The following is a 23,010-nucleotide window of genomic DNA, read 5'->3' on the forward strand; positions in this document are numbered from 1 at the left end:
GACCTGGCATCCTGGCCCCATGAGCGAGAACGGATCCGACGCACGGCCGCCCACCGTCCCCGAGGGCATCCCCGTGCTCGACGAGACCACCCCGCTCGCGCCCGCCGAGGTCCCCGAGCTGCTCATCATCTCCGGCATGTCCGGCGCCGGCCGTTCCCGCGCCGCCGCCGCGCTGGAGGACCTCGACTGGTACGTCGTGGACAACCTGCCCCCGCGGATGCTCGGGGCGCTGGCCCGGATGATGACCCCCGCCGAGGGGGGCGTGCACCGGCTCGCGGCGGTCGTCGACGTGCGCAGCGGGGAGTTCTTCACCGAGCTCGTCGACGTCCTCGACCAGCTGCGCGCCCAGGGTACGGAGTACCGGATCGTCTTCCTCGACGCCTCGGACGACGAGCTGGTCCGCCGCTACGAGTCCGTGCGCCGTCCCCACCCGCTCCAGGGCGACCGGCGCCTGCTCGACGGGATCGGTGAGGAGCGCAAGCTCCTGGGCACGCTGCGCCGCCGCGCGGACGTCGTCATCGACACCACCGAGATGTCGGTGCACGACCTCGCCCGGAAGGTCCGCGAGACCGTCGCGGGGGAGGCCGACCGCCCGCTGCGGGTCACCGTGGTCTCCTTCGGCTTCAAGTACGGCCTGCCGCTCGACGCCGACCACGTCGTCGACGTCCGGTTCCTCACCAACCCGTACTGGGTCAGCGAGCTGCGCCACCTCACCGGCAAGGACAAGCCGGTCGCCGACTACGTGCTTGGCCAGGAGGGCGCCACGCTCTTCGCCGACCGGTACGTCGACGCCATCGCCCCCGTGCTGGACGGCTACCTCAACGAGCTCAAGCCCTTCGTCACCATCGCCGTGGGCTGCACCGGCGGCAAGCACCGCTCGGTCGCCATGACCGAGGCGATCGCGCAGCGACTGCGGGAGCACGGCCAGTCCGTCCGCACCCTCCACCGGGACCTGGGGCGGGAATGACCGAACCCCTCCGGGACGGCGTGGAGCCCAACCTCCGCCCGTCCGGCCCGGGGCCCGGTGCCCGCGGGCCGGGCCTCGAGCCCGGTGCCCGCCCCATCGGCCTCGAGCCCGGTGCCCGCGGCCCGGCCGTCGTCGCCCTCGGCGGCGGGCACGGCCTCGCCGCCACCCTCGGCGCCCTACGGCACATCACGCAGAACGTCACGGCCGTCGTCACGGTCGCCGACGACGGCGGCTCCTCCGGCCGCCTGCGCGGCGAGCTCGGCGTCCTCCCGCCCGGCGACCTGCGGATGGCCCTGTCGGCCCTGTGCGACGACGGCGAGTGGGGCCTCACCTGGCGCGACGTGCTCCAGCACCGGTTCCGCACCGCGGGCCCGCTGGACAACCACGCCGTCGGGAACCTGCTCATCGTGGCGCTCTGGGAGCTCCTCGGCGACCCCGTGGCCGGCCTGGACTGGGTGGGGCGCCTGCTCGGGGTGCGCGGGCGGGTGCTGCCGATGGCGTCGGTGCCGCTGGAGATCGAGGCGACCGTGCGCGGCGAGCACGGCACCGAGACGATCCGCGGCCAGTCCGCCGTCGCGGTGTGCACCGGCGTCGTCGAGCAGGTGCGGATCATCCCCGAGAACCCGCCCGCCAGCCCCGAGGCGGTGGCCGCCGTCCGCGCCGCCGACTGGGTCGTCCTCGGGCCCGGCTCCTGGTACACCTCGGTCATCCCGCACCTGCTCGTCCCCGAGCTCGCCGCCGCGCTGCACGAGACGCGCGCCCGCCGCGCGCTCACCCTCAACCTCTCCGCCCAGCACGGCGAGACGGAGGGGATGACCGCCGCGGACCACATGCGCTCGCTGCACAGCCACGCCCCCGATCTCCGCCTGGACGTCGTCGTGGCCGACCCGGCGGCGGTGGAGGACCTCGACGACCTCGCCGACGCCGCCGCGGCGGCCGGTGCCACGCTGCTGCTGCGCCAGGTGGGGGTGGGCGACGGGTCCCCGCGCCACGACCCGCTGCGGCTGGCGGCGGCGTTCCGGGACGCGTTCGAGGGGGTGCTCGGCGACGTCGAGCCCGAGCCGGGCCCACGAGGGCCGGGAGGAACCACCCGAGGATGAGTGCGAAGATGACCGGCATGTCGTTGACCTCCGCCGTGAAGGACGAGCTCGCCCGGCTGCGGGTGGACAAGGTGTCGGCCCGCAAGGCCGAGGTGGCCGCGACCCTCCGGTTCGCCGGCGGGCTGCACATCATCTCCGGGCGCATCGTCGTCGAGGCCGAGCTCGACACCGCGATCGCCGCCCGCCGCCTGCGCCAGACGATGCAGGAGGTGTACGGCCACTCCAGCGACATCATCGTCGTCTCCGGCGGCGGCCTGCGCCGCGGCAACCGCTACGTCGTCCGCGTCGTCAAGGACGGCGAGTCGCTGGCCCGCCAGACCGGCCTGCTCGACACCCGCGGGCGTCCCGTGCGGGGCCTGCCGCCCCAGGTGGTCTCCGCCGGCGTCGCCGAGGCGACGGCGGCCTGGCGCGGCGCCTTCCTCGCCCACGGCTCGCTCACCGAGCCGGGGCGGTCGAGCTCGCTCGAGGTCACCTGCCCCGGCCCCGAGGCCGCGCTGGCCCTCGTCGGTGCCGCCCGCCGGATGAACGTCGTCGCCAAGGCCCGGGAGGTGCGCGGCATCGACCGCGTCGTCATCCGCGACGGCGACGCGATCTCGGCGATGCTCACCCGGATGGGGGCGCACGACGCCGTCCTCGTCTGGGAGGAGCGGCGGATGCGCCGGGAGGTCCGCGGCACCGCGAACCGGCTGGCGAACTTCGACGACGCCAACCTGCGCCGCTCGGCCCGCGCCGCGGTCGCCGCCGGCGCCCGGGTGGAGCGCGCGTTCGAGATCCTCGGCGAGGAGGTCCCCGAGCACCTCGTCGAGGCCGGCCGGCTGCGCCTGGAGCACAAGCAGGCCTCCCTGGAGGAGCTGGGCCAGCTCTCGAACCCGCCGCTGACCAAGGACGCGGTCGCGGGCCGGATCCGGCGCCTGCTGGCCATGGCGGACAAGCGCGCCAGGGAAAAGGGCATCCCGGACACCGAGGCGATCCTCACCCCGGACATGCTCGACCTGTAACCCGCCCCGCGGCCCGTGCGGCGAACGTCCCTTGTGGGCGTTCTCACAGGGTGTCCGTGGACGATGGTCCCCCGCGACGAATCGCCACAACTGGGTAGTCTTGGACCTGCTGGACCGGCCCGCCCACGCGCCCCGGCGCGAGGCGGTCCAGGGTCCAGGAGCACCCAGAGCGGTGCTGACGAGATCCGGACAATGCGTGCGCCGAGCGGCGCACTCCAGGAGGACATAGTGACCATCCGCGTCGGCATCAACGGCTTCGGCCGCATCGGCCGCAACTTCACCCGCGCTGTGCTGGCCTCCGGCGCCGACATCCAGATCGTGGGTGTCAACGACCTCACCGACAACAAGACGCTGGCCCACCTGCTCAAGTACGACTCCGTCTTCGGCGTCCTCAAGGAGGACGTGTCGTTCACCGAGGACTCCATCACCGTGGGCGGCCAGACCTTCAAGGCCCTCGAGGAGAAGGACCCCGCCGCGCTGCCGTGGGGCGAGCTCGGCGCCGACATCGTCATCGAGTCCACCGGCCGCTTCGTGGACGCCGAGTCCGCCGGCAAGCACATCGCCGCCGGGGCCAAGAAGGTCATCATCTCCGCGCCCGCGAAGAACGAGGACGCCACCTTCGTCGTCGGCGTGAACCACACCGAGTACGACCCGGCGAACCACCACATCATCTCCAACGCCTCGTGCACCACGAACTGCCTGGCCCCCATGGCCAAGGTGCTCGACGCCGAGTTCGGCATCGTGCGCGGTCTCATGACCACCATCCACGCGTACACCGCCGACCAGAACCTCCAGGACGGCCCGCACCGCGACCTGCGTCGCGCCCGCGCCGCCGCCCTGTCGATGATCCCGACGTCCACCGGCGCGGCCAAGGCCGTCTCGCTGGTCCTGCCCCAGCTCAAGGGCAAGCTCGACGGCTACGCCATGCGCGTGCCGACCCCGACCGGCTCCGCCACCGACCTCACCTTCACCGCGGGCCGCGACGTCACCGTCGAGGAGGTCAACGCCGCCATCAAGAAGGCCTCGGAGAGCGAGGAGCTCAAGGACGTCCTCGAGTACACCGAGGACCCGATCGTCTCCGCCGACATCGTCGGCAACCCGCACCCCTCGATCTTCGACGCCGGCCTGACCAAGGTCATCGGCAACCAGGTCAAGGTCGTCGCCTGGTACGACAACGAGTACGGCTACGCCAGCTCGCTGGTGAAGCTCTCGGAGTACGTGGGCGCGCGTCTCTGACCCACCACCCGCCGGAAGTACGGACGTCCGCGTGCGCAGCTGAAGGCTCGCGCACGCGGACGTCCGCCTGTCAGGACCCAAGGAGAAGCATGAAGACCATCGAGGACCTCGGCGACCTGCGCGGCAAGCGCGTGCTCGTCCGCTCCGACTTCAACGTCCCGCTCGACGGCACCACCATCACCGACGACGGCCGCATCCGCGCCGCCCTGCCCACGCTCGCCGCGCTGACGAAGGCCGGCGCCCGCGTCGTCGTCACCGCGCACCTCGGCCGCCCCAAGGGTGCGCCGGAGGCCAAGTACTCCCTCGCGCCGGTCGCGGCGCGCCTGGGCGAGCTCCTCGGCCAGGACGTCGTCCTGGCCAAGGACACGGTGGGCGAGGACGCCCGCGCCGTCGTCGAGGGCCTGGCCGACGGCGACGTCGCCCTGCTCGAGAACATCCGCTTCGACGCCCGCGAGACCTCCAAGGACGAGGCCGAGCGCGGCGCCCTGGCCGACGAGCTCGCGGCGCTGGCCGACGTCTACGTCTCCGACGGGTTCGGCGTCGTCCACCGCAAGCAGGCGTCGGTCTTCGACGTCGCCCAGCGGCTCCCGCACGCGGCGGGCACCCTGGTCTTCAAGGAGATCGACTCCCTGCGCCGGGCCACCGAGAACCCCGAGCGTCCCTACGTCGTCGTGCTCGGCGGCTCGAAGGTCTCCGACAAGCTCGGCGTCATCGCCAACCTCCTGGGCAAGGCCGACCGCCTCCTCATCGGTGGCGGGATGGTCTTCACCTTCCTCGCGGCCCAGGGCCACGGCGTCGGGAAGTCCCTGCTCGAGGAGGACCAGGTCGAGACCGTCAAGGGCTACCTCGCCCAGGCGCAGGAGAAGGGCGTCGAGATCGTCCTGCCCACCGACATCGTCGTGGCGCCGGAGTTCAAGGCCGACGCGCCGGCCACCGTCGTCGCCGCGGACGCGATCCCGGACGACCAGATGGGCCTGGACATCGGTCCGGAGTCCGCCAAGGCCTTCGCGGCCAAGATCGCCGACGCGCGGACCATCGTCTGGAACGGCCCCATGGGCGTGTTCGAGTTCGACGCCTTCGCCGCCGGCACCCGCGCCGTCGCCCAGGCGATGTCCGACGCCGACGGCTTCACCATCGTCGGTGGCGGCGACTCCGCCGCGGCGGTGCGCACCCTCGGGTTCGACGAGTCGACCTTCTCGCACATCTCCACGGGCGGCGGCGCCTCCCTGGAGTTCCTGGAGGGCAAGACCCTCCCCGGCATCGCCGTCCTGGAGGACTGACCCATGGCCACCACCCGCACGCCCCTCATGGCGGGCAACTGGAAGATGAACCTCGACCACCACGAGGCCATCGCGCTCGTCCAGAAGCTCGCCTGGACCCTCAAGGACGCCAAGCACGACGCCGCGGCCGTCGAGGTCGTCGTCGTGCCGCCGTTCACGGACCTGCGCTCGGTGCAGACCCTCGTCGACGGCGACAAGCTCGACATCCGCTACGGCGCCCAGGACGTCTCGGCGCAGGCCTCCGGCGCGTACACCGGCGAGATCTCGGCGACGATGCTCGCCAAGCTCGGCGTCAGCTACGCGGTCGTCGGGCACTCCGAGCGCCGGCAGTACCACGGCGAGGACGACGCCCTCGTCGGCGCCAAGGCCAAGGCCGCGCTCGGCGCGGGCATCACGCCGATCATCTGCGTCGGTGAGGGCCTGGACGTGCGCAAGGCGGGCGACCAGGTCTCCTACACCCTCGCCCAGCTGGACGGCGCCTACGCCGGGCTCAGCGCGGACGAGGCCGCGCGGACCGTCGTGGCCTACGAGCCGGTCTGGGCCATCGGCACCGGTGAGGTGGCGACGCCGGAGGACGCCCAGGAGGTCTGCGGCGCGATCCGCGGGCGGCTGGCCGAGCTGTACGACGACTCCGTCGCCCAGACGGTGCGCGTGCTCTACGGCGGCTCGGTGAAGTCGTCCAACGTCGCCTCGATCATGGCGAAGGAGGACGTCGACGGCGCCCTCGTGGGCGGCGCGAGCCTCCAGGCCGAGGAGTTCGCGGCCATCGTGCGCTTCCAGGACCACCAGGTCGGTCTGTAGCAGCACGCGTCGCGGGGGAGGCCGGCGCCCGTCGGCCTCCCCCGCGGTGCGTCGTGCTCGGTGCCCCCGGAGGTACGGGCGCGTCCGCGGCGCGGTCGTGCGCCGAGCCCGCGCGGCGATCACCTATCCTGTACCGGGCGAGCGGACGCCGCCCCAACGAACGGAACGGAGAGCCCGTGGACGTCCTTCGGATCATCATCGAGGTCGTGCTGGTGATCACCAGCATCTTCCTCGTCATGACCGTCCTCATGCACAAGGGCAAGGGCGGCGGGCTGTCGGACATGTTCGGCGGCGGGCTGTCGAGCTCCATCGGCTCCTCCGGCGTGGCCGAGCGTAACCTCAACCGGATCACCATCGGCGTCGCGCTCGTGTGGACGACCGCCGTGGTGCTGCTCGGTCTGATCCAGAAGTTCGAGATCTAGGAGTAGCGACGTGGCTGGTGGAAGTGCGATCCGTGGTTCGCGTGTCGGTGCGGGCCCCATGGGTGAGGCCGAGCGCGGCGAGGCGGCCCCCCGGGTGTGGGTGTCCTACTGGTGCAACCAGGGCCACGAGGTGCGCCCGAGCTTCGCCAAGGAGCCCGACATCGTCATCCCCGAGACGTGGGACTGCCCGCGGTGCGGCGGGCCGGCCGGCCAGGACAAGGAGAACCCGCCCTCGCCGACCAAGAACGAGCCCTACAAGACCCACCTCGCGTACGTGAAGGAGCGCCGCTCCGACGAGGACGGCGCCGCGCTCCTCGACGAGGCCCTCGCCGCCCTGCGGGAGCGCCGAGGGGGCTGACCGAGCCCCTCGCCCGACACGAGCCCGGCCCCGCGGCAGACGCCGCGGGGCCGGGCTCGTTCGTGCTCAGGCCTGCCGGCTCAGGCTTCCGGCGGGCTCAGGCCTGCAGCGCGGGCGCCCCCAGCAGCGCCAGGCCCTCGGTGAGCACCTGCCCGTAGGTGACGTCCGGGTCGAGACGGCGCAGCTCCTCCATGAGGCCGTTGCGCACGTCGCGGATGGGCAGGTTGACGTACTGGTCGGGCCGTCCCGGCCGGGACAGCGCCGCGACGGCCGAGCCCTGCGGGCGCTGCAGGGAGATGGGGCCCGAGGCCCGCTCGAGGACGACGCCGCTGATGGCGTCGTGGCCCTCGCCGCGGATCTCCACCGGGCAGCCCAGGCGCAGGCCCAGCCACGCCGCGAGCAGGTCCACCGACGGGTGGACCGGGGAGCCCGAGACCGTCACGGCCGTGACGGGGTCCAGCGGCGGCTCGTCGAGGGCGGCGGCGAGGATGCTGCGCCACAGCGTCAGCCCCGCCCAGGCGAGGTCGGAGTCGCCGGGGGAGTAGTTCTGCGCCAGCGCGGTCAGGGCCTTGGCCGGGTCGGGGCACAGCGTGGAGTCGGTGATCCGGCGCTGGGCCATGAGGCCGATGGGGTGCTGCGAGGGCGCGGCGGGCGGGTCGGTCGGCCACCACGCCACGATCGGGGCGTCGGGCAGCAGCAGCGGCATGACGAGGGTGTCGGGTGTCGAGCCGCCCCCGCCGCGGGGCCGCAGCACGATGACCTCGGACGCGCCGGCGTCGCCGCCCACCCGGATCTGGGCGTCCAGGCGCGGCTGGGTGCCCTCGGCCGGCGGCTCGTCGGGCAGGACGACGATCACGCGGGAGGGGTGCTCGCGCGAGACGTCGTTGGAGGTGCGGATGGCCCGCTCCGCCGTCGCGTCGTCGGCGGCGAGGACGACGAGGGTCAGCACCCGGCCCAGGGCGACGGCGCCGCCCTCCTCCCGCAGGGAGACGAGCCGGCTGCCGATCTTGGCCGAGGTGGTCCCCCGGAGGTTGATGATCACTGCTGGTCCTTCCTCGTCGGGCGTTCGCGCCGTGTCGTCCGGGCCGGGCTCACGGCCGGCGCCAGGTGCGGCCGTCGGCGGCGAGCATGGCGTCGGCGCTGGGCGGGCCCCACGACCCGGGCTGGTAGGTCTCCGGGCGGCCGTCGGCGGCCCACTGGTTGATGACCGGGTCGAGGATCTGCCACGACAGCTCGACCTCGCGCTGGTGCGGGAACAGCGGCGGGTCGCCGAGGAGGACGTCGAGGATGAGCCGCTCGTAGGCCTCCGGCGAGTTCTCCGTGAAGGCGTGGCCGTACCCGAAGTCCATGGTGACGTCGCGGACCTCCATCGCCGTCCCGGGCACCTTGGCGCCGAACCGGATGGTCACCCCCTCGTCCGGCTGGACCCGGATGACCAGGGCGTTGTGCCCCAGCTCCTGGGTGGCGGAGAGGTCGAAGGGCAGGTGCGGTGCCCGCTTGAAGACCACCGCGATCTCGGTGACCCGGCGGCCCAGCCGCTTGCCGGCCCGCAGGTAGAACGGCACCCCGGCCCACCGCCGGGTGTCGATGTCCAGGCGCAGCGCGGCGTAGGTCTCGGTGGCGGTGTCCGAGGGGATCCCGTCCTCCTCGAGGTAGCCGCGCACCTCCTCCCCGCCCTGCCAGCCGGCGCCGTACTGGCCGCGGGCGGTGTGCGCGGAGAGGTCCGGAGGCAGCCGGACCGCGGAGAGGATCTTCTCCTTCTCGGCGCGCAGGGACTCCGCGTCGAAGGAGACGGGCTCCTCCATCGCGGTGAGCGCGAGGAGCTGCAGGAGGTGGTTCTGGATGACGTCGCGGGCCGCGCCGATGCCGTCGTAGTAGCCGGCGCGGGTGCCGATGCCGATGTCCTCGGCCATGGTGATCTGGACGTGGTCGACGTGGTTGGCGTTCCAGATCGGCTCGAAGAGCTGGTTGGCGAACCGCATGGCGAGGAGGTTCTGGACCGTCTCCTTGCCGAGGTAGTGGTCGATGCGGAAGACGGAGTCCGGGGGGAAGACCTCGGAGACGACGTCGTCGAGCGCCCGCGCGGAGGCCAGGTCGTGCCCGAAGGGCTTCTCGATGACCACGCGCCGCCAGCTGTCGCCGGTGGAGTCCGACAGGCCCGAGCGGGCGAGCTGGCGCAGCACCACGGGGAAGGCGTCGGGCGGGACGGAGAGGTAGAAGGCGTGGTTGCCGCCGGTGCCGCGCTCGGCGTCGAGGCCCTGGACGGTCTCGGCGAGACGGTCGAAGGCGTCGTCGTCGTCGAACTCGCCCTGGACGAACCGGAAGCCCGAGACGAGCTGGGCCCACGTGCGCTCGTCGAAGGGCGTGCGGGCGTTCTCGCGCACGGCGTCGTGGACCACCTGGGCGAACTGCTCGGTGGACCACTCGCGCCGGCCGAACCCGGTGAGCGCGAACGACGGCGGCAGGAGGCCGCGGTTGGCGAGGTCGTAGATCGCCGGCATGAGCTTCTTGCGCGCCAGGTCGCCGGTGATGCCGAAGATCACCACCCCGGAGGGTCCGGCGATGCGGGGCAGGCGCCGGTCGCGCGGGTCGCGCAGGGGGTTGACGTTCGCGTTCATGGGTTCACCGGTCCGGCCAGGACGCCGGCGAGCCACGCCAGGGCGTCGGGGGTGGTCACGTGCAGCCGCAGCACCGGCCGGCCGAGGCCGGCGAGCACCGCGGCGTCGCCGGCCGCCTGGGCGGCGAGGAGGGCGGCGAGGTCGAAGTCCCGGCCCGGCACGAGCACCTGGTGCTCGGCCTCGCCGGTGATCTGGAGGAAGGCGCCCACGGCCGGGCCGCCCTTGTGGAGCTGGCCGGTCGAGTGCAGGAACCGTGGGCCCCACCCGAAGGTGACGGGCCGGCCGGTGCGCGCGGCGAGGTCCGCGCGCACGTCCCCGAGGAGGTCCGCAGCGCGGCCCTCCCGGTCGAGGTAGGCCATGACGGCGAGGTAGCCCCGCTCGCCCAGGGTGGCGAGGAGGGCCTCGACGGCGCCCGCGACCGTGTCCGCGCCGCCGAGGAGCTCCGCGGACGCGCGCACCTCCACCCCGGAGTCCTCGAAGGCGGGGCGCTCGGGCGGCGGGGTGGACTCCAGCAGGCCGCGAGCGGCGGACTTGGCGGCCTCGACGTCGGGCTGGTCGAAGGGGTTGACGCCGAGGAGCCGCCCCGCGATGGCGACGGCGTTCTCCCACAGGAGCAGCACCGCACCGAGCGAGCCGGCGACGGTCACCTCGGTCCGGGCCGCGTCGTCGTCAGCGCCGCTGGAGTCGTCGGAACCCGGTGCTGCGTCGTCGGTGAGCGGCAGGAGCACGACCGGCAGGACGTCGGGAGCCGCGCCGTCGAGCTCGGGCGCGCGCGAGCCGACGACCACCGGCAGCAGGCCGGTGCCGTCCTTCCCGGTGGACTCGGCCACGAGCTGCTCGACCCAGTCCCCGAGGTGGAACAGCCCGGAGCCGGCGTCGCGCAGGACGATCTTGTCGCGCAGGGGCTCGGTGCCGGCGAGGGCGGCGGCGAGGACGAGCGCGGGGTTGGCCTCGGAGTCCTCGGCGTAGACCTCGGCGACCTCCGCCGCCTCGTCGAGGAGCTGCTCGACGTCGACGCCCGCCAGGGCCGAGGGCACGAGCCCGAAGGCGCTCAGCGCGGAGAAGCGTCCACCCACGTGAGGGCCGGCCTCGAAGACGGCCCGGTAGCCGGCCGCCGTCGCCGCCTCGTGGAGCGGCGAGCCGGGGTCGGTGACGACGACGATCCGGCTCGCGGCGTCGATCCCGGCGTCGGCGAACGCGGCCTCGAAGATCCGGCGGTGGGAGTCGGTCTCGAGCGTGCTGCCCGACTTCGAGGACACGACCACGACCGTGGCGCGCAGGTCCCCGTCGAGGGCGCGGCGGACCTGGTCCGGGTCGGTGGAGTCCAGGACCGTCAGCTGGGCGCCGGCGGTGCCCGCGACGACCTCGGGCGCGAGCGAGGAACCGCCCATGCCGCACAGGACGACCCGGTCGACGCCCTCGGCGGCGAGCTCCTCCCGCAGGGCGCGCAGGGGAGCCAGCAGCGCGCGGGAGGTGGCGTGCAGGTCGGTCCAGGCGAGCCGGACGGCGGCCTCGGCCTCGGCGGCCTCACCCCACAGGGTGGGGTCGTGGGCGGCGAGGCGGGAGGCCACCTTCTCGGCGACGAGCCCGGGCACGTGGTCGCCCACGGCCCGGGCGGCGTCGCCGGTGGCGCTGACCTCCACCACGGCGCCCTCCTCGGGACCCGCCCACACGACGGTGGCGGGACGGGTCATCGCGCCGCCGTCCGTGCCAGCGCGGCGGTGACGGTCTCGAGGAGCTCGTCCCAGCTCTTCTCGAACTTCTCGACGCCCTCGGCCTCGAGGGTGTCGGTGACGTCGGTGTAGGAGATGCCGAGGCGCTCGAGGGCGTCGAGGTGCGCCCGGGCGGCGTCGTACGTGCCGTGCACGGTGTCCCCGCGCAGGTCCGCGTGGTCCGCCGCGGCCTCGAGGGTCTTCTCCGGCATGGTGTTGACGACGCCGTCGACGACGAGCTCGTCGACGTACATCGTGTCGGGGTAGGCGGGGTCCTTGACACCGGTGGACGCCCAGAGCGGGCGCTGCGGGTGGGCGCCGGCGGCGGCGAGCTCCTCCCAGCGCGGGGTGGAGAAGATCTCCTCGTACGCCTCGAAGGCCAGGCGCGCGTTCGCGATGCCGGCCTTGCCCTTGAGGGCCTTGGCCTCGTCGGTGCCGATCTTGTCCAGGCGCGCGTCGATCTCGCTGTCGACGCGGGAGACGAAGAAGCTCGCCACCCCGCGGATCTTGGCGAGGTCGATCCCGGCCCGCTGGGCGCGCTCGAGCCCGTCGAGGTAGGCGTTGGCGACGGCGCGGTAGCGGTCGAGGGAGAAGATGAGCGTCGTGTTGACGCTGATCCCCTCGCCGATCGCCTGGGTGATGGCGGGCAGGCCCTCGACCGTGGCGGGGATCTTCACCATGAGGTTGGGACGGTCGACCGTCGACCACAGGGTCCGGGCCTGCTCGATCGTGCGCTCGGTGTCCTTCGCCAGGCGCGGGTCCACCTCGATGGACACGCGGCCGTCCTGGCCGCCGGTCGCCTCGTGGACCGGCGCGAAGAGGTCGGCCGCCTCCCGGACGTCGTCGGTGGTGACCGCCATGACGGCCTCGTCCAGGTCGGTGCCGGCAGCGGCGAGGGTCGCCATCTGCTCGTCGTAGGAGCTGCCCTGCGACAGGGCGGCGGCGAAGATCGTGGGGTTGGTCGTCACGCCCACGACGTGGCGCTCGTCGATGAGCTGCCGCAGCCCTCCGCCCGTGAGGCGGGCGCGGGACAGGTCGTCCAGCCAGATGGAGACGCCGTGCGCGCTGAGCTCGGCGAGCCGGTCGGTCGGGGTGGTCTCGCTCATCGTCGTGCTGCTCCTCGTTCGGGATGTGGGCGGTACGGGACGTCGTGCGGGCAGAGCCGCGGGTGGTACGAGGCCCTGCGGGCGGAGCCAGGCGCCGTGCGGGAAGCCGTGCTCGCGGACCCGGGGCCGGCGGCGGGGTGCCGCCGGCCCCGGGGTGCGCTACTTGGGCAGGTCGCCGGTGCCGGACAGCGTCGGCACGCCGGCGCGCACGGGCTGCGCGGCGCCGTCGGCGGCGATCGACTCCTGCGCGGCGGCGACGACGGCCTCGGCGGTGATGCCGAACTTCTCGTAGAGGACCTTGTAGTCGCCGGAGGCGCCGTAGTGCTCGAGCGAGACGGACCGGCCGGCGTCGCCGACCAGCGAGCGCCAGCTCATCGCGAGCCCGGCCTCGACCGAGACCCGGGCACGCACGGCGGCGGGCAGGACCTCCTCGCGGTAGGCGTCGTCCTGCTCGTCGAACCACTCCATGCACGGCACCGAGACGACGCGCGCGGCGACGTCCTGGGCGGCGAGCTGCTCGCGGGCCGCCAGGGCCAGCTGCACTTCGGAGCCCGAGGCCAGGAGGATGACGTCGGGGCTGCCGCCCGGGGCCTCGGCGAGGACGTAGGCGCCGCGGCGGACGCCCTCCGCGGAGGCGAGCGTGTCGCCGTCGGCGGCGCCGTCACCACGCACGGGGTTCGGCACGTCCTGACGGGTCAGGACGATGCCGGCGGGACGGTCGGTCCGCTCGAGGATGCCGCGCCAGCCCTGGGCGGTCTCGGCGCCGTCGGCGGGGCGGACGACGTCCAGGCCCGGGATGGCGCGCAGGGCGGTGAGGTGCTCGACGGGCTGGTGGGTCGGGCCGTCCTCGCCGAGGCCGATCGAGTCGTGGGTCCACACGAAGGTCGACGGCGCCCCCATGAGCGCGGCGAGGCGCACGGCGGGGCGCATGTAGTCGGAGAAGACGAGGAAGGTGCCGCCGTAGGGCCGGGTGAGCCCGTGGACCGCGATGCCGTTGACGATCGAGCCCATGGCGTGCTCGCGGATGCCGAAGTGGAGCGTGCGGCCGTAGATGTTCCCGGGGAACATCTTCGTCGAGCGCTTCTCGGGCAGGAAGGACTCCTCGCCCTTCATGGTGGTGTTGTTCGAGCCGGCGAGGTCGGCCGAGCCGCCCCACAGCTCCGGCAGCGTGCCGGCCAGGGCCGAGAGGACCTCGCCGGAGGCCTTGCGGGTCGAGACCGCCTTGCCGCCCTCGAAGGTCGGCAGCGCGGAGGTCCAGCCCTCGGGCAGGGCCCGCTCGCGGAGCCGGTCGAGCAGGGCGGCGGCGTCGGTGTTCTTCTCGCGCCACGCGGCGTAGGCGGCGTCCCACTCCTCGTGGGCGGCGCGGGCGCGCTCGGCGACGTTGCCGCGGGTGTGGGCGATGACCTCGTCGGTGACCTCGAAGGTCTTCTCCGGGTCGAAGCCGAGGACCTCCTTGACGGCGCGGACCTCGTCCGCACCCAGGGCCGAGCCGTGGATGGCGCCGGTGTCCTGCTTGTTCGGGGAGGGCCAGCCGATGATCGTGCGTAGGGCGATGATCGACGGCTTGCCGGTCTCGGCCTTGGCGGCCTGGACCGCGGCGTGGAGGGCGTCGACGTCCTCGACGTACTGGCCGCCGTCGTTGGTCCAGTCCACCCGCTGGGTGTGCCAGCCGTACGCCGCGTACCGGGCGAGGACGTCCTCGGTGAAGGCGATGTTGGTGTCGTCCTCGATGGAGATGTGGTTGTCGTCGTAGATGACGACGAGGTTGCCCAGCTCCTGGGTGCCGGCGAGGGAGGAGGCCTCGGCGCTGACGCCCTCCTGCAGGTCGCCGTCGGAGGCGATGACGAAGACGTGGTGGTCGAACGGGCTCTGGCCGGCGGGCGCCTCGGGGTCGAGGAGACCGCGCTCCTTGCGGCCGGCGTAGGCCATGCCGACGGCGGAGGCGATGCCCTGGCCGAGCGGGCCGGTGGTCATCTCGATGCCCTTGGTGTGGCGGTACTCGGGGTGACCGGGGGTCTTCGAGCCGTAGGTGCGCAGCGCGACGACGTCGTCGAGCTCGAGGCCCTGACCGGCGAGGTAGAGCTGGATGTACTGGGTGAGGGAGGAGTGGCCCGCCGAGAGGACGAACCGGTCACGACCGAGCCACTGGTCGTCCGCGGGGTCGAGTCGCATGACCTTCTGGAAGAGCAGGTACGCCGCCGGGGCCAGCGACATAGCCGTGCCGGGGTGGCCGTTGCCGACCTTCTGGACGGCGTCGGCGGCCAGCACTCGTGCGGTGTCGACCGCTCGCTGGTCGAGCTCGGACCAGTCCAGCGCGGTCTCGGGCGATGCGTTCACAGATCCTCGTTTCCGTCCTGGCCGTGCCAGAACCTCTCCGGCCGGACGCCGTCTGAAAATCGGCGTCCCCGCGTCGTTTCTTGACTCGCGCTCGACCTTACCGGGGCCCGCCCACGGGTGCGTGTGGGGGCCATATGTTGTCGCGGACGGCGTTCCGGCGCCGTTCGGGCGTCGGTGCGCGGCCCTCGTGCGTGGCCGTGCGGCCACGAAGGACGCCCCTCGACGGTCGTGCCTGGCTGCCTCCACCACGGCGGCGGCCTGCCTCTGCCGGTGCGGCCGGCCTGCCCCGACCGGTGGCGCCGGCCCGGCCCCGTACCATGGAGGCCGAGCGGGGGAGGTCTGCCCTCCGACGGACGGCGAAGCCAGGGAGAGGATCTGCGTGCACAGTGCCCAGTCCGCCGCCGACCGACCCGTGGGGCACGAGGACCGATCTGTGAGCGACGCGACGCAGTCGGCAGACCCCGCGTCGGGCGACGCGCAGGGGCCGCTGCACCCGGCGGCGACCACCGGCGGCCGGCCGCGCCGCTCGAAGCTGCTCGCCTACGTGGCCTTGACGAAGCCGCGCATCATCGAGCTGCTCCTCATCACCACCTTCCCCACGATGATCCTCGCCGCCGAGGGCTGGCCGGGGACGTGGCTGCTCCTCGCGACCCTGCTGGGCGGGGCGCTCGCGGCGGGGTCGGCCAACGCGTTCAACATGTACATCGACCGGGACATCGACCGGTTGATGAACCGCACGAAGCAGCGCCCGCTCGTCACCGGCGAGCTGACCGAGCGCCAGGCGATCGGGTTCGCCACCGCGCTGGGCGTCGTGTCGGTCGCGTGGTTCGCGCTCGTCGTCAACGGTGCGTCCGCGTGGCTCGCCCTGGCGGCGATCCTGCTCTACGTCGTCTTCTACACGATCGTCCTCAAGCGCCGCACCGCGCAGAACATCGTCTGGGGCGGCGTCGCCGGTGCCATGCCGGTCCTCATCGGCTGGGCGGCCGTGACCGGGACGCTCGCGTGGGCGCCGGTCGTCCTCTTCCTCGTCATCTTCTTCTGGACGCCGCCGCACTACTGGCCGCTGTCGATGAAGTTCAAGAAGGACTACGCCCGCGCCGGTGTGCCGATGCTGCCCGTCGTCGCGGCGGACCTCGCCGTCGCCCGGCAGATCATCTACTACGCGGCCGCGACGGTGGCCACCACCCTCGTGCTCGTCCCGGTGGCGGGGATGGGGTGGGTCTACACCGCCGTCGCCGCGGCGGCAGGTGCGTGGTTCCTGTACTCCGCGGCCCAGCTCTACCGCCGGGCCCGTCACCCGGAGCGGGGCAAGCTCGCCGCGATGAGGGTCTTCCACGGCTCGATCACCTACCTGTCGGTGGTCTTCGTGGCGGTGGCCGTCGACCCGTTCCTGCCGTACTGACGCGGGACCGACGTGCGGGGGGCGACGGCGACGACGGCGGAGGTGCTCGGGGAGTACCTCGCCCACCTGGCCGTCGAGCGTGGCATGAGCGAGAACACCCTCGCCGCCTACCGCCGGGACCTCGAGCGGTACGCGGCCTTCCTCGAGGCCCGCGGGCTCGCCTTCGACGAGGTGCGCGAGGGTGACGTCGTCGCCTACGTCGAGGCGCTGCGCACCGGGGCCGACGGTCGTTCGGCGCTCGCCGCCTCCTCGGCGGGCCGCGCGGTGACGGCCCTGCGCGGCTGGCACCGGTTCGCCCTCGAGGAGGGCCTCGTGGCCGGTGACCCGAGCGCCGAGGTGCGCCCGCCGTCGTCGGCCAAGCGCCTGCCCAAGGCGATCTCGGTGGACCGGGTCGAGGCGCTGCTCGAGGCGGCGTCGCTGGGGGAGGGGCCCGTCCCGCTGCGCGACCGGGCGCTGCTCGAGCTGCTCTACGGCACCGGCGCACGGATCAGCGAGGCCGTGGGGCTCGCCGTCGACGACCTCGATCTCACCGCTGCGTCCGTGCGGCTGTTCGGCAAGGGACGCAAGGAACGTGTGGTCCCCGTGGGCCGGTACGCCGTCGAGGCCGTCGAGGCCTACCTCGTGCGGGGGCGCCCCGCGCTCGCCGCCGCCGGGCGGGGCAATGCGGCGGTGTTCCTCAACACCCGCGGCAACCCCCTCAGCCGGCAGAGCGCCTGGGCGGTGCTCCAGCAGGCCGCGGCGCGGGCGGGGCTCACCGAGCACGTCTCGCCGCACTCGCTCCGGCACTCGTTCGCGACCCACCTCCTCGCCGGTGGGGCGGACGTGCGCGTGGTCCAGGAGCTGCTCGGCCACGCCTCGGTCACCACGACGCAGATCTACACGCAGGTGACGGTCCAGACGCTCCGCGAGGTCTACGCCGCCTCGCACCCGCGCGCGCTGGGTTGAGGCCGCGGGCGGGCACGCGCGGTGCCCGCGGGGTCGGTGCACGCGATGCCCACGGGCTCGGTCACCCGGGTTCCCGCCGGGGTGACCGACGTCACCCCAGGAATCGCCGTGCCGTCGCGTCGCGTGCCGTGTTGGGGGCGCGCGAGGCGTCGACTAGCGTGGCGGCGTGAGCAACGAGCAGCCTGGACTGATCCCGGAGAGCGGCGCGCGCGCAGGCACGGGCCTGGCCGAGGCGACCGAGCGGGAGTTCCCCGTCCCCACGCCGCTGGACGGTCACGGGCCGGCGCGGATCATCGCGATGGCCAACCAGAAGGGCGGGGTCGGCAAGACGACGACCACGATCAACCTCGGCGCTGCGTTGGCCGAGTACGGCCGCCGCGTCCTCCTCGTCGACTTCGACCCGCAGGGCGCTGCGTCGGCCGGGCTGGGGATCAACGCCCACGAGCTCGACCGCACGATCTACAACCTCCTCATGGAGCCGCGCAGCGACGTCCGCGAGATCATCGAGCGGACGACCGTGGAGAACCTCGACGTCGTCCCGGCCAACATCGACCTCTCGGCCGCCGAGGTCCAGCTCGTCAACGAGGTGGCCCGCGAGCAGGCGCTCGCGCGCGTGCTCCGGCCTGTCCAGGACGACTACGACGTCATCCTCATCGACTGCCAGCCCTCGCTCGGCCTGCTGACCGTCAACGCGCTCGCGGCGGCGCACGGTGTGCTCATCCCGCTGGAGGCCGAGTTCTTCGCCCTGCGCGGCGTTGCCCTCCTGGTGGAGACCATCGAGAAGGTCCAGGAGCGGATCAACCCGCGCCTGCGGATCGACGGCATCCTCGCGACCATGGTCGATCTGCGCACCCTGCACTCGCGCGAGGTCATCGAGCGGGTGCAGCAAGCCTTCGGTGAGAAGGTCTTCGACACGATGATCTCCCGCACGGTGAAGTTCCCCGACGCCTCGGTCGCGTCGGAGCCGATCACCTCCTACGCCCCGAGCCACCCGGGCGCGGAGGCCTACCGGCGCCTCGCGCGCGAGCTCGTCGCCCGCGGCGATGCCGCCTGACCAAGACTTCCTCGGGGCGCCCGACGTGACGCCTCCCGACGTGACGGTGTCGCTGGGCGGCGTCCCGCAGGCCCCGGACGTGGCGCCCTCGCCGGACGTGGCGCCTTCGCCGGACGCGGCGCTGCCCGACGTGACGGCGTCCCCCGACGAGGAGGGGTCGCCGGACGCCCCGCCGTCGACGAAGCGCCGGTTCGAGCTGACCCTCGCGAACTTCACCGGGCCGTTCGACCTCCTCCTCTCGCTCATCTCCAAGCACCGGCTCGACATCACCGAGGTGGCGCTCGCGCAGGTGACCGACGAGTTCATCGCCTACATCTCCGCGCAGGACGAGTGGGACCTGTCGCAGGCCAGCGAGTTCCTCGTGGTGGCGGCCACCCTGCTCGACCTCAAGGCGGCCCGCCTGCTCCCGCGCGGCGCCGTCGAGGACGAGGACGACCTCGAGCTCCTCGAGGCGCGGGACCTGCTCTTCGCGCGACTGCTGCAGTACCGCGCCTTCAAGGAGGTCGCCGACCACGTCGCGGTCCTGTGGGCGACGAGCGCACGGAGCTTCCCGCGCAGTGTGCCGCTGGAGCCGCACCTCGCGGCGCTGCTGCCTGAGCTGGTGATAAAGGTCGGGCCGGAGGAGCTCGCTCGCCTGGCCGCCGGCGCGCTCGCTCCGAAGCCCGGGGCGCCCGAGGTGGAGATCTCCCACCTGCACAACCCCGTGGTGCCCGTCCGCGAGCAGGCGGCTCTCATCGTCGACCGGCTACGGCGGATGCGCAGCGCCACCTTCCGCACGCTCACCGAGGACGCCGAGATGACCGCGGTCGTCGTCTCGCGCTTCCTGGCTCTGCTCGAGCTCTTCCGGGAGGGCGCGGTCTCGTTCGAGCAGGCCGAGGCACTCGGTGAGCTGACGATCCGGTGGTCCGGGTCGGAGGAGGGCGAGGTCGCCGTCGCGGAGGAGTACGACGGCGAGGCGTCCGACGCCGATGCCGATGCCGATGCCGATGCCGATGCTGATGCCGATGCCGACGGTGACGCCGACGCCGACGCTGACGACGGCCCTGCCGTCGGCCCCACCGAGGAGGAACGATGACCGAGCAGCGTTACGAGCCGGTCCCCGACGACGCACTTCCCGAGGAGCACCTGTCCGCGCTCGAGGCGATCCTCATGGTGGTCGACGAGCCGGTGCCGGCCGCGGATCTCGCGAGCGTCCTCGGTCTGCCCACCGGGCAGGTCTCCGAGCTGCTCGACGACCTCGCCGCGGAGTACCGGGGCGAGCGCGGCGGGAGACGTCGAGGATTCGAGCTCCGCGAACTCGCCGGCGGCTGGCGGATCTACTCCGCGCCGGCCCATGCGGACGTCGTCGGCAAGTTCGTCCTGGAGGGTCAGACCGCTCGCCTCACGCAGGCGTCGCTCGAGACCCTCGCGGTCATCGCCTACCGCCAGCCGGTCGCTCGCGGGCGGATCGCGGCCATCCGCGGTGTGAACGTCGACGGCGTGGTGCGTACCCTGCTCACCAGGGGACTGATCGAGGAGGCCGGCCCGGACACCGAGGGTGGGGCCATGCTCTACCGGACGTCCAGCTACTTCCTCGAGCGGATGGGCCTTGCCTCGCTGGAGGACCTGCCGCCGCTCGCCCCCTACCTGCCCGACCTGGGCACCCTGGACGACGTGGAGAGTGAGCTTCGATGAGCAAGGACGTGCACGAGCCCGAGGGGGTTCGCCTGCAGAAGGTGCTCGCCGGCGCCGGACTGGGATCGCGGCGGGCGTGCGAGGACATCATCGCCTCCGGCCGGGTGACGGTCGACGGCCAGGTCGTCCGTGAGCTCGGCACCCGGGTGAACCCCACGAGCGCGGTCATCCACGTCGACGGGCTCCGCGTTCAGCTCGACGACTCGCTTCTCACCCTCGCCCTCAACAAGCCGGTCGGCGTCGTCTCGACCATGGACGACCCGCAGGGCCGTCCGAGCCTGGCGCAGTACGTCGCCGACCGACCCGAGCGCCTCTTCCACGTCGGGCGCCTCGACGCGGAGACCTCGGGCCTCATCCTGCTCACGAACGACGGCGAGCTCGCCCACCGGCTCACGCACCCGTCCTACGAGGTGCCCAAGACCTACGTGGCGACCGTCGAGGGTCGGGTGCCGCGCGGCATGGAGAAGACGCTGAAGAAGGGCGTCGAGCTCGAGGACGGGATGGTCCAGGTCCACTCGTTCGTGGTGAAGGAGACGACGCCGGACTCCTCGCTCGTGGAGATCGTGCTCCACGAGGGCCGGCATCACATCGTTCGCCGTCTGATGGAGGAGATCGGCCACCCGGTCATCCAGCTCACCCGCACGAGGATCGGGCCGATCTACCTCGGTGGGCTGAAGCCCGGTCGCACTCGGGTCATCGGAGGGACCGAGCTCGGCACGCTCATGAAGGCCGTCGACCTGTAGGCAGCAAGGTCGAGGGCTGTAGGCAGCAGGATCGAGGGGCCTGGAGACAGCAGGATCGAGGGGCCGCGACGATCCCGTCGGTGGGGATCGGACTCGGTCTGTCACCGGGACGCGGACGGCGCCCATCTGGACCTGCCGGTCAGTACGGCGGGTCCGCGCCAGGCGGTTCGGTCCCGGTCGCGTCGACCGCGGTACGGCGCGGCAGGTCCGGCAGCTGCGGGTTGCGGTAGGTGACGCTGCCGTCGGACTCGCGGCGGTAGATCAGACCGGTCAGCGAGGACGTCCACTCGAAGACACCGCTGCGGATCTGGCGGACCTTGAAGTGACCGCAGGTCTTGAGGTCGTGGTCACCGCCGCACGCACACCCGAGGTTCGTCAACGCCGTCGTGCCGCCCTGAGACCAGGCGAGCGAGTGGTCGAGCTCGCATCGTGCCGCGGCGGTGCCGCAGCCCGGTCTCACACAGGTACCGTCGCGGTCCCGGACGAGGTCGGCCAGGTCCTTGGGCGGTCGGTAGGTGGTGCGGCCGTGGTCGAGGACGGTTCCGGTGAGCGGGTCGGTGACGAGGCGTCGCCAGGTGCCGCGAAGCGCGAGCGCGCGAGCCGTGGCGGGGTCGATGGGCCCGTACCCCTCGAGGGTTCCGGGCTCCCCTCCACCGAGGAGCGTCGTCAGCGGCACCGTGACGTGGACCCGGACCGGTGCGGAGCCGAGCGAGATCGCCACCGGGGCGGAGCCACCGGCGGATGCCGCAGGTCCTGCGCTGCTCCGATCGCCCGACGTCGAGCAGTCCGGTGTGGCGCTGGCAGGGGGCGGCGCCGCCGAAGGTCTTGCGCCGGACGTTGCACCCACCGGCGGGGTGCCGACGGCGGGGGTGCCGACGGCGGGAGCGCCGTCGACGGGCGGGATCCCGACCGCGTGCGGAAGGACCTGAACGGGTCCGAGCAAGATCTGGCCGGTCGTGAGTGCGTTGACACCGATGGTGGCGAGTGTGTCGGCCCGCAGCTGGTCCATCGTCCGGGCATCACCGGCACTCTTCGCGTGCCGGGCGGCGTGATCCAGAGTGAGGTCGAGAGCGATGGCGTCCTCCGCCGGTAGGACGGCGTAGAGCGAGGCCATGCCGTCCGGAAGGGCTCTGGGGTGGCAGACGCGACGGGCCGTGCGGGCCTGACGGTGGCGCCGCTCGGCTTCGTGGTGGTCGACGGAGATGAGCGCGCGGGCGAGGTCGCGGCGGAGCTGCTGAGGTGTGCGGCCCTGGGCGCCGGGAAGCACGGCGTCCTCGATGTCCCAGGCGATCTGGTGGGGCACGTGCTCGAGGGCGTCGGCGATGACCTGAGCCTTGGCGGGATCGATGGCGCCGTGCTCGAGGCTCAGCCCGGTCGACGTGAGCGGTCCGTTGAGGAGGGAGCTCGTCCGCACCATCCGGATGGCGGCCTGCTTGGTGGTGGTCAGCCGCATGGCGATCTCGGTGCCTGCCACCGTGACCGGGTCGACGGTGCGACCGGGAAGGTGCCGGCCGTGCTCGGCGGCGGCGTCGGCCAAGGCCGCGGCCGCCTCCCCCCGGCGGGCGGTGGACCACGAGATCATGCGGTTCCAATTGGCGATGAGCTCGATGAGGACGTCCGGGTCCTGACCGTGGACGGGGACGGCGTCGAGGGCGGCCGCAAGAGGGGCGCCGTACAGACCCACGGCCCGTGCCAGCACCGCGGCGGCGGCGGTGATCTCCTCCGCGCTCGGCATCCCCGTGTCATCGGCCTCGGTCTCCGGGTCGGCCTCGGCGCCGGTCCGGCACTCGGTGTGGACAGTGGTGCCGGGCTCGGCGCCGGCCTGGCTCTCGGTGTCGTCGGTGGTGCCGGGCTCGCCGCCGGGGTCGATCCCGGAGTCGGTGTCGCTGTCGGGCTCTCCGAACGCGACGGCCAGCTCGACGGGCTCGGCGTAGACCGCGTCCACGAGCCTGAGCCGCCTCGCGCCAGCGGCCGGGTCGGGCGTCGGCGCCGAGCCCGGGGCCTCCTCGGTGGCGGCCTCCGCGCCATGCGCTGGGGTGAGCGTCAAGGCCAGGCTCCCCGCGGTGGGGGTGGTGTCCGGCGTCGTGCCCGCCGCACGAGCGTGGGCCAGCGCGACGTCGCGGACCTCCGCGAGGTAGGCCTCGACGGTGCTGTCCCAGCCCCGGGCCCTCACCGCCGCGAGGTCGATCCTGCGACCACGTCTCGAACTCATGCCTCGAACGTAGGTGCGGCCACTGACATCGCCCTCAAAGCGGGT

At 73.2% G+C, this 23,010-nt stretch carries 20 protein-coding genes; 14 read left to right on the forward strand and 6 right to left on the reverse strand.

All coding sequences use genetic code 11. The annotated features are described in order from the left end of the window. The first annotated feature begins 19 nt into the window (after positions 1–19). From rapZ to AAEM63_RS06895, 8 genes are all read left to right on the forward strand, one after another. Entirely contained in the window at positions 20–967 is a 948-nt protein-coding gene (gene rapZ / locus AAEM63_RS06860; RefSeq protein ID WP_341360852.1) for an RNase adapter RapZ, read from the forward strand. Next, positions 964–2,067 carry a uridine diphosphate-N-acetylglucosamine-binding protein YvcK gene (yvcK, locus tag AAEM63_RS06865; RefSeq protein ID WP_341360853.1) on the forward strand — a complete coding sequence of 368 codons (1,104 nt, stop codon included), beginning with the start codon at positions 964–966 and terminating at the stop codon, positions 2,065–2,067. The genes rapZ and yvcK overlap by 4 nt, the downstream gene beginning before the upstream one ends. A 17-nt stretch (positions 2,068–2,084) precedes the next feature. Next, positions 2,085–3,065 carry a DNA-binding protein WhiA gene (gene whiA, locus AAEM63_RS06870; RefSeq protein ID WP_123920542.1) on the forward strand — a complete coding sequence of 327 codons (981 nt, stop codon included), beginning with the start codon at positions 2,085–2,087 and terminating at the stop codon, positions 3,063–3,065. A gap of 228 nt (positions 3,066–3,293) precedes the next feature. Beyond that, positions 3,294–4,301 carry a type I glyceraldehyde-3-phosphate dehydrogenase gene (gene gap, locus AAEM63_RS06875; RefSeq protein ID WP_341360854.1) on the forward strand — a complete coding sequence of 336 codons (1,008 nt, stop codon included), beginning with the start codon at positions 3,294–3,296 and terminating at the stop codon, positions 4,299–4,301. A gap of 89 nt (positions 4,302–4,390) precedes the next feature. Then, a complete protein-coding gene (locus AAEM63_RS06880) occupies positions 4,391–5,581 on the forward strand; it encodes a phosphoglycerate kinase (protein WP_341360855.1) in 1,191 nt (396 codons plus the stop codon). Positions 5,582–5,584: 3 nt separating this feature from the next. Further along, positions 5,585–6,382 carry a triose-phosphate isomerase gene (gene tpiA / locus AAEM63_RS06885; RefSeq protein WP_341360856.1) on the forward strand — a complete coding sequence of 266 codons (798 nt, stop codon included), beginning with the start codon at positions 5,585–5,587 and terminating at the stop codon, positions 6,380–6,382. Between the two features lie 176 nt (positions 6,383–6,558). Then, positions 6,559–6,804, forward strand: coding sequence for a preprotein translocase subunit SecG (gene secG / locus AAEM63_RS06890; RefSeq protein ID WP_123918250.1), 246 nt, complete (start codon positions 6,559–6,561; stop codon positions 6,802–6,804). A gap of 10 nt (positions 6,805–6,814) precedes the next feature. After that, on the forward strand, positions 6,815–7,162 hold the full coding sequence (locus AAEM63_RS06895) for an RNA polymerase-binding protein RbpA (RefSeq protein WP_123918252.1): 348 nt from the start codon (positions 6,815–6,817) through the stop codon (positions 7,160–7,162). Positions 7,163–7,259: 97 nt separating this feature from the next. On the opposite strand, the gene AAEM63_RS06900 is transcribed toward AAEM63_RS06895, so the two are convergent. The 5 genes from AAEM63_RS06900 to tkt form a co-directional block, all read right to left on the reverse strand. Beyond that, a complete protein-coding gene (locus tag AAEM63_RS06900; protein ID WP_123918254.1) occupies positions 7,260–8,204 on the reverse strand; it encodes a glucose-6-phosphate dehydrogenase assembly protein OpcA in 945 nt (314 codons plus the stop codon). Between the two features lie 49 nt (positions 8,205–8,253). After that, complete coding sequence (gene zwf, locus AAEM63_RS06905; RefSeq protein ID WP_123918256.1) at positions 8,254–9,780, reverse strand: glucose-6-phosphate dehydrogenase; 1,527 nt, start codon at positions 9,778–9,780, stop codon at positions 8,254–8,256. Continuing rightward, positions 9,777–11,474 carry a glucose-6-phosphate isomerase gene (locus tag AAEM63_RS06910; RefSeq protein ID WP_341360857.1) on the reverse strand — a complete coding sequence of 566 codons (1,698 nt, stop codon included), beginning with the start codon at positions 11,472–11,474 and terminating at the stop codon, positions 9,777–9,779. Before AAEM63_RS06910 ends, zwf begins: the two co-directional genes overlap by 4 nt. Then, on the reverse strand, positions 11,471–12,598 hold the full coding sequence (gene tal / locus AAEM63_RS06915; RefSeq protein WP_341360858.1) for a transaldolase: 1,128 nt from the start codon (positions 12,596–12,598) through the stop codon (positions 11,471–11,473). Before tal ends, AAEM63_RS06910 begins: the two co-directional genes overlap by 4 nt. A 159-nt stretch (positions 12,599–12,757) precedes the next feature. Beyond that, complete coding sequence (gene tkt, locus AAEM63_RS06920; RefSeq protein WP_341360859.1) at positions 12,758–14,935, reverse strand: transketolase; 2,178 nt, start codon at positions 14,933–14,935, stop codon at positions 12,758–12,760. Positions 14,936–15,422: 487 nt separating this feature from the next. Here tkt and AAEM63_RS06925 point away from each other — a divergent pair, with 487 nt between their 5' ends. From AAEM63_RS06925 to AAEM63_RS06950, 6 genes are all read left to right on the forward strand, one after another. Next, positions 15,423–16,337: a heme o synthase gene (locus AAEM63_RS06925; RefSeq protein WP_341361328.1), complete on the forward strand. Its 915-nt coding sequence runs from the start codon at positions 15,423–15,425 to the stop codon at positions 16,335–16,337. A gap of 12 nt (positions 16,338–16,349) precedes the next feature. Next, on the forward strand, positions 16,350–17,282 hold the full coding sequence (xerD, locus tag AAEM63_RS06930; RefSeq protein WP_341360860.1) for a site-specific tyrosine recombinase XerD: 933 nt from the start codon (positions 16,350–16,352) through the stop codon (positions 17,280–17,282). 223 nt (positions 17,283–17,505) lie between these two features. Further along, positions 17,506–18,336, forward strand: a complete 831-nt coding sequence (locus AAEM63_RS06935) for a ParA family protein (protein ID WP_341361329.1) — start codon at positions 17,506–17,508, stop codon at positions 18,334–18,336. A gap of 130 nt (positions 18,337–18,466) precedes the next feature. Next, the gene (locus AAEM63_RS06940; RefSeq protein WP_341361330.1) at positions 18,467–19,411 is read left to right on the forward strand and encodes a ScpA family protein; all 945 of its coding nucleotides are present in this window, start codon (positions 18,467–18,469) and stop codon (positions 19,409–19,411) included. Next, positions 19,408–20,010: an SMC-Scp complex subunit ScpB gene (gene scpB / locus AAEM63_RS06945; RefSeq protein WP_341360861.1), complete on the forward strand. Its 603-nt coding sequence runs from the start codon at positions 19,408–19,410 to the stop codon at positions 20,008–20,010. Before AAEM63_RS06940 ends, scpB begins: the two co-directional genes overlap by 4 nt. Beyond that, the gene (locus AAEM63_RS06950) at positions 20,007–20,753 is read left to right on the forward strand and encodes a pseudouridine synthase (protein WP_341360862.1); all 747 of its coding nucleotides are present in this window, start codon (positions 20,007–20,009) and stop codon (positions 20,751–20,753) included. Before scpB ends, AAEM63_RS06950 begins: the two co-directional genes overlap by 4 nt. A gap of 139 nt (positions 20,754–20,892) precedes the next feature. Here AAEM63_RS06950 and AAEM63_RS06955 read toward each other — a convergent pair whose 3' ends face one another. Then, positions 20,893–22,965, reverse strand: coding sequence for a DUF222 domain-containing protein (locus tag AAEM63_RS06955; protein WP_341360863.1), 2,073 nt, complete (start codon positions 22,963–22,965; stop codon positions 20,893–20,895). Positions 22,966–23,010 lie beyond the last annotated feature (45 nt).

Source organism: Georgenia sp. M64 (assembly GCF_038049925.1).
Taxonomy (GTDB): domain Bacteria; phylum Actinomycetota; class Actinomycetes; order Actinomycetales; family Actinomycetaceae; genus Georgenia.

What these genes read in the sequence shown, in the direction of transcription:
- yvcK (WP_341360853.1), top strand. Translation starts at nt 964, where the DNA reads ATGACCGAACCCCTCCGGGACGGCGTGGAGCCCAACCTCCGCCCGTCC.
- AAEM63_RS06880 (WP_341360855.1), top strand. Translation starts at nt 4,391, where the DNA reads ATGAAGACCATCGAGGACCTCGGCGACCTGCGCGGCAAGCGCGTGCTC.
- AAEM63_RS06950 (WP_341360862.1), top strand. Translation starts at nt 20,007, where the DNA reads ATGAGCAAGGACGTGCACGAGCCCGAGGGGGTTCGCCTGCAGAAGGTG.
- whiA (WP_123920542.1), top strand. Translation starts at nt 2,085, where the DNA reads ATGTCGTTGACCTCCGCCGTGAAGGACGAGCTCGCCCGGCTGCGGGTG.
- rapZ (WP_341360852.1), top strand. Translation starts at nt 20, where the DNA reads ATGAGCGAGAACGGATCCGACGCACGGCCGCCCACCGTCCCCGAGGGC.
- tal (WP_341360858.1), bottom strand. Translation starts at nt 12,598, where the DNA reads ATGAGCGAGACCACCCCGACCGACCGGCTCGCCGAGCTCAGCGCGCAC.
- AAEM63_RS06910 (WP_341360857.1), bottom strand. Translation starts at nt 11,474, where the DNA reads ATGACCCGTCCCGCCACCGTCGTGTGGGCGGGTCCCGAGGAGGGCGCC.
- scpB (WP_341360861.1), top strand. Translation starts at nt 19,408, where the DNA reads ATGACCGAGCAGCGTTACGAGCCGGTCCCCGACGACGCACTTCCCGAG.
- AAEM63_RS06955 (WP_341360863.1), bottom strand. Translation starts at nt 22,965, where the DNA reads ATGAGTTCGAGACGTGGTCGCAGGATCGACCTCGCGGCGGTGAGGGCC.
- zwf (WP_123918256.1), bottom strand. Translation starts at nt 9,780, where the DNA reads ATGAACGCGAACGTCAACCCCCTGCGCGACCCGCGCGACCGGCGCCTG.
- tpiA (WP_341360856.1), top strand. Translation starts at nt 5,585, where the DNA reads ATGGCCACCACCCGCACGCCCCTCATGGCGGGCAACTGGAAGATGAAC.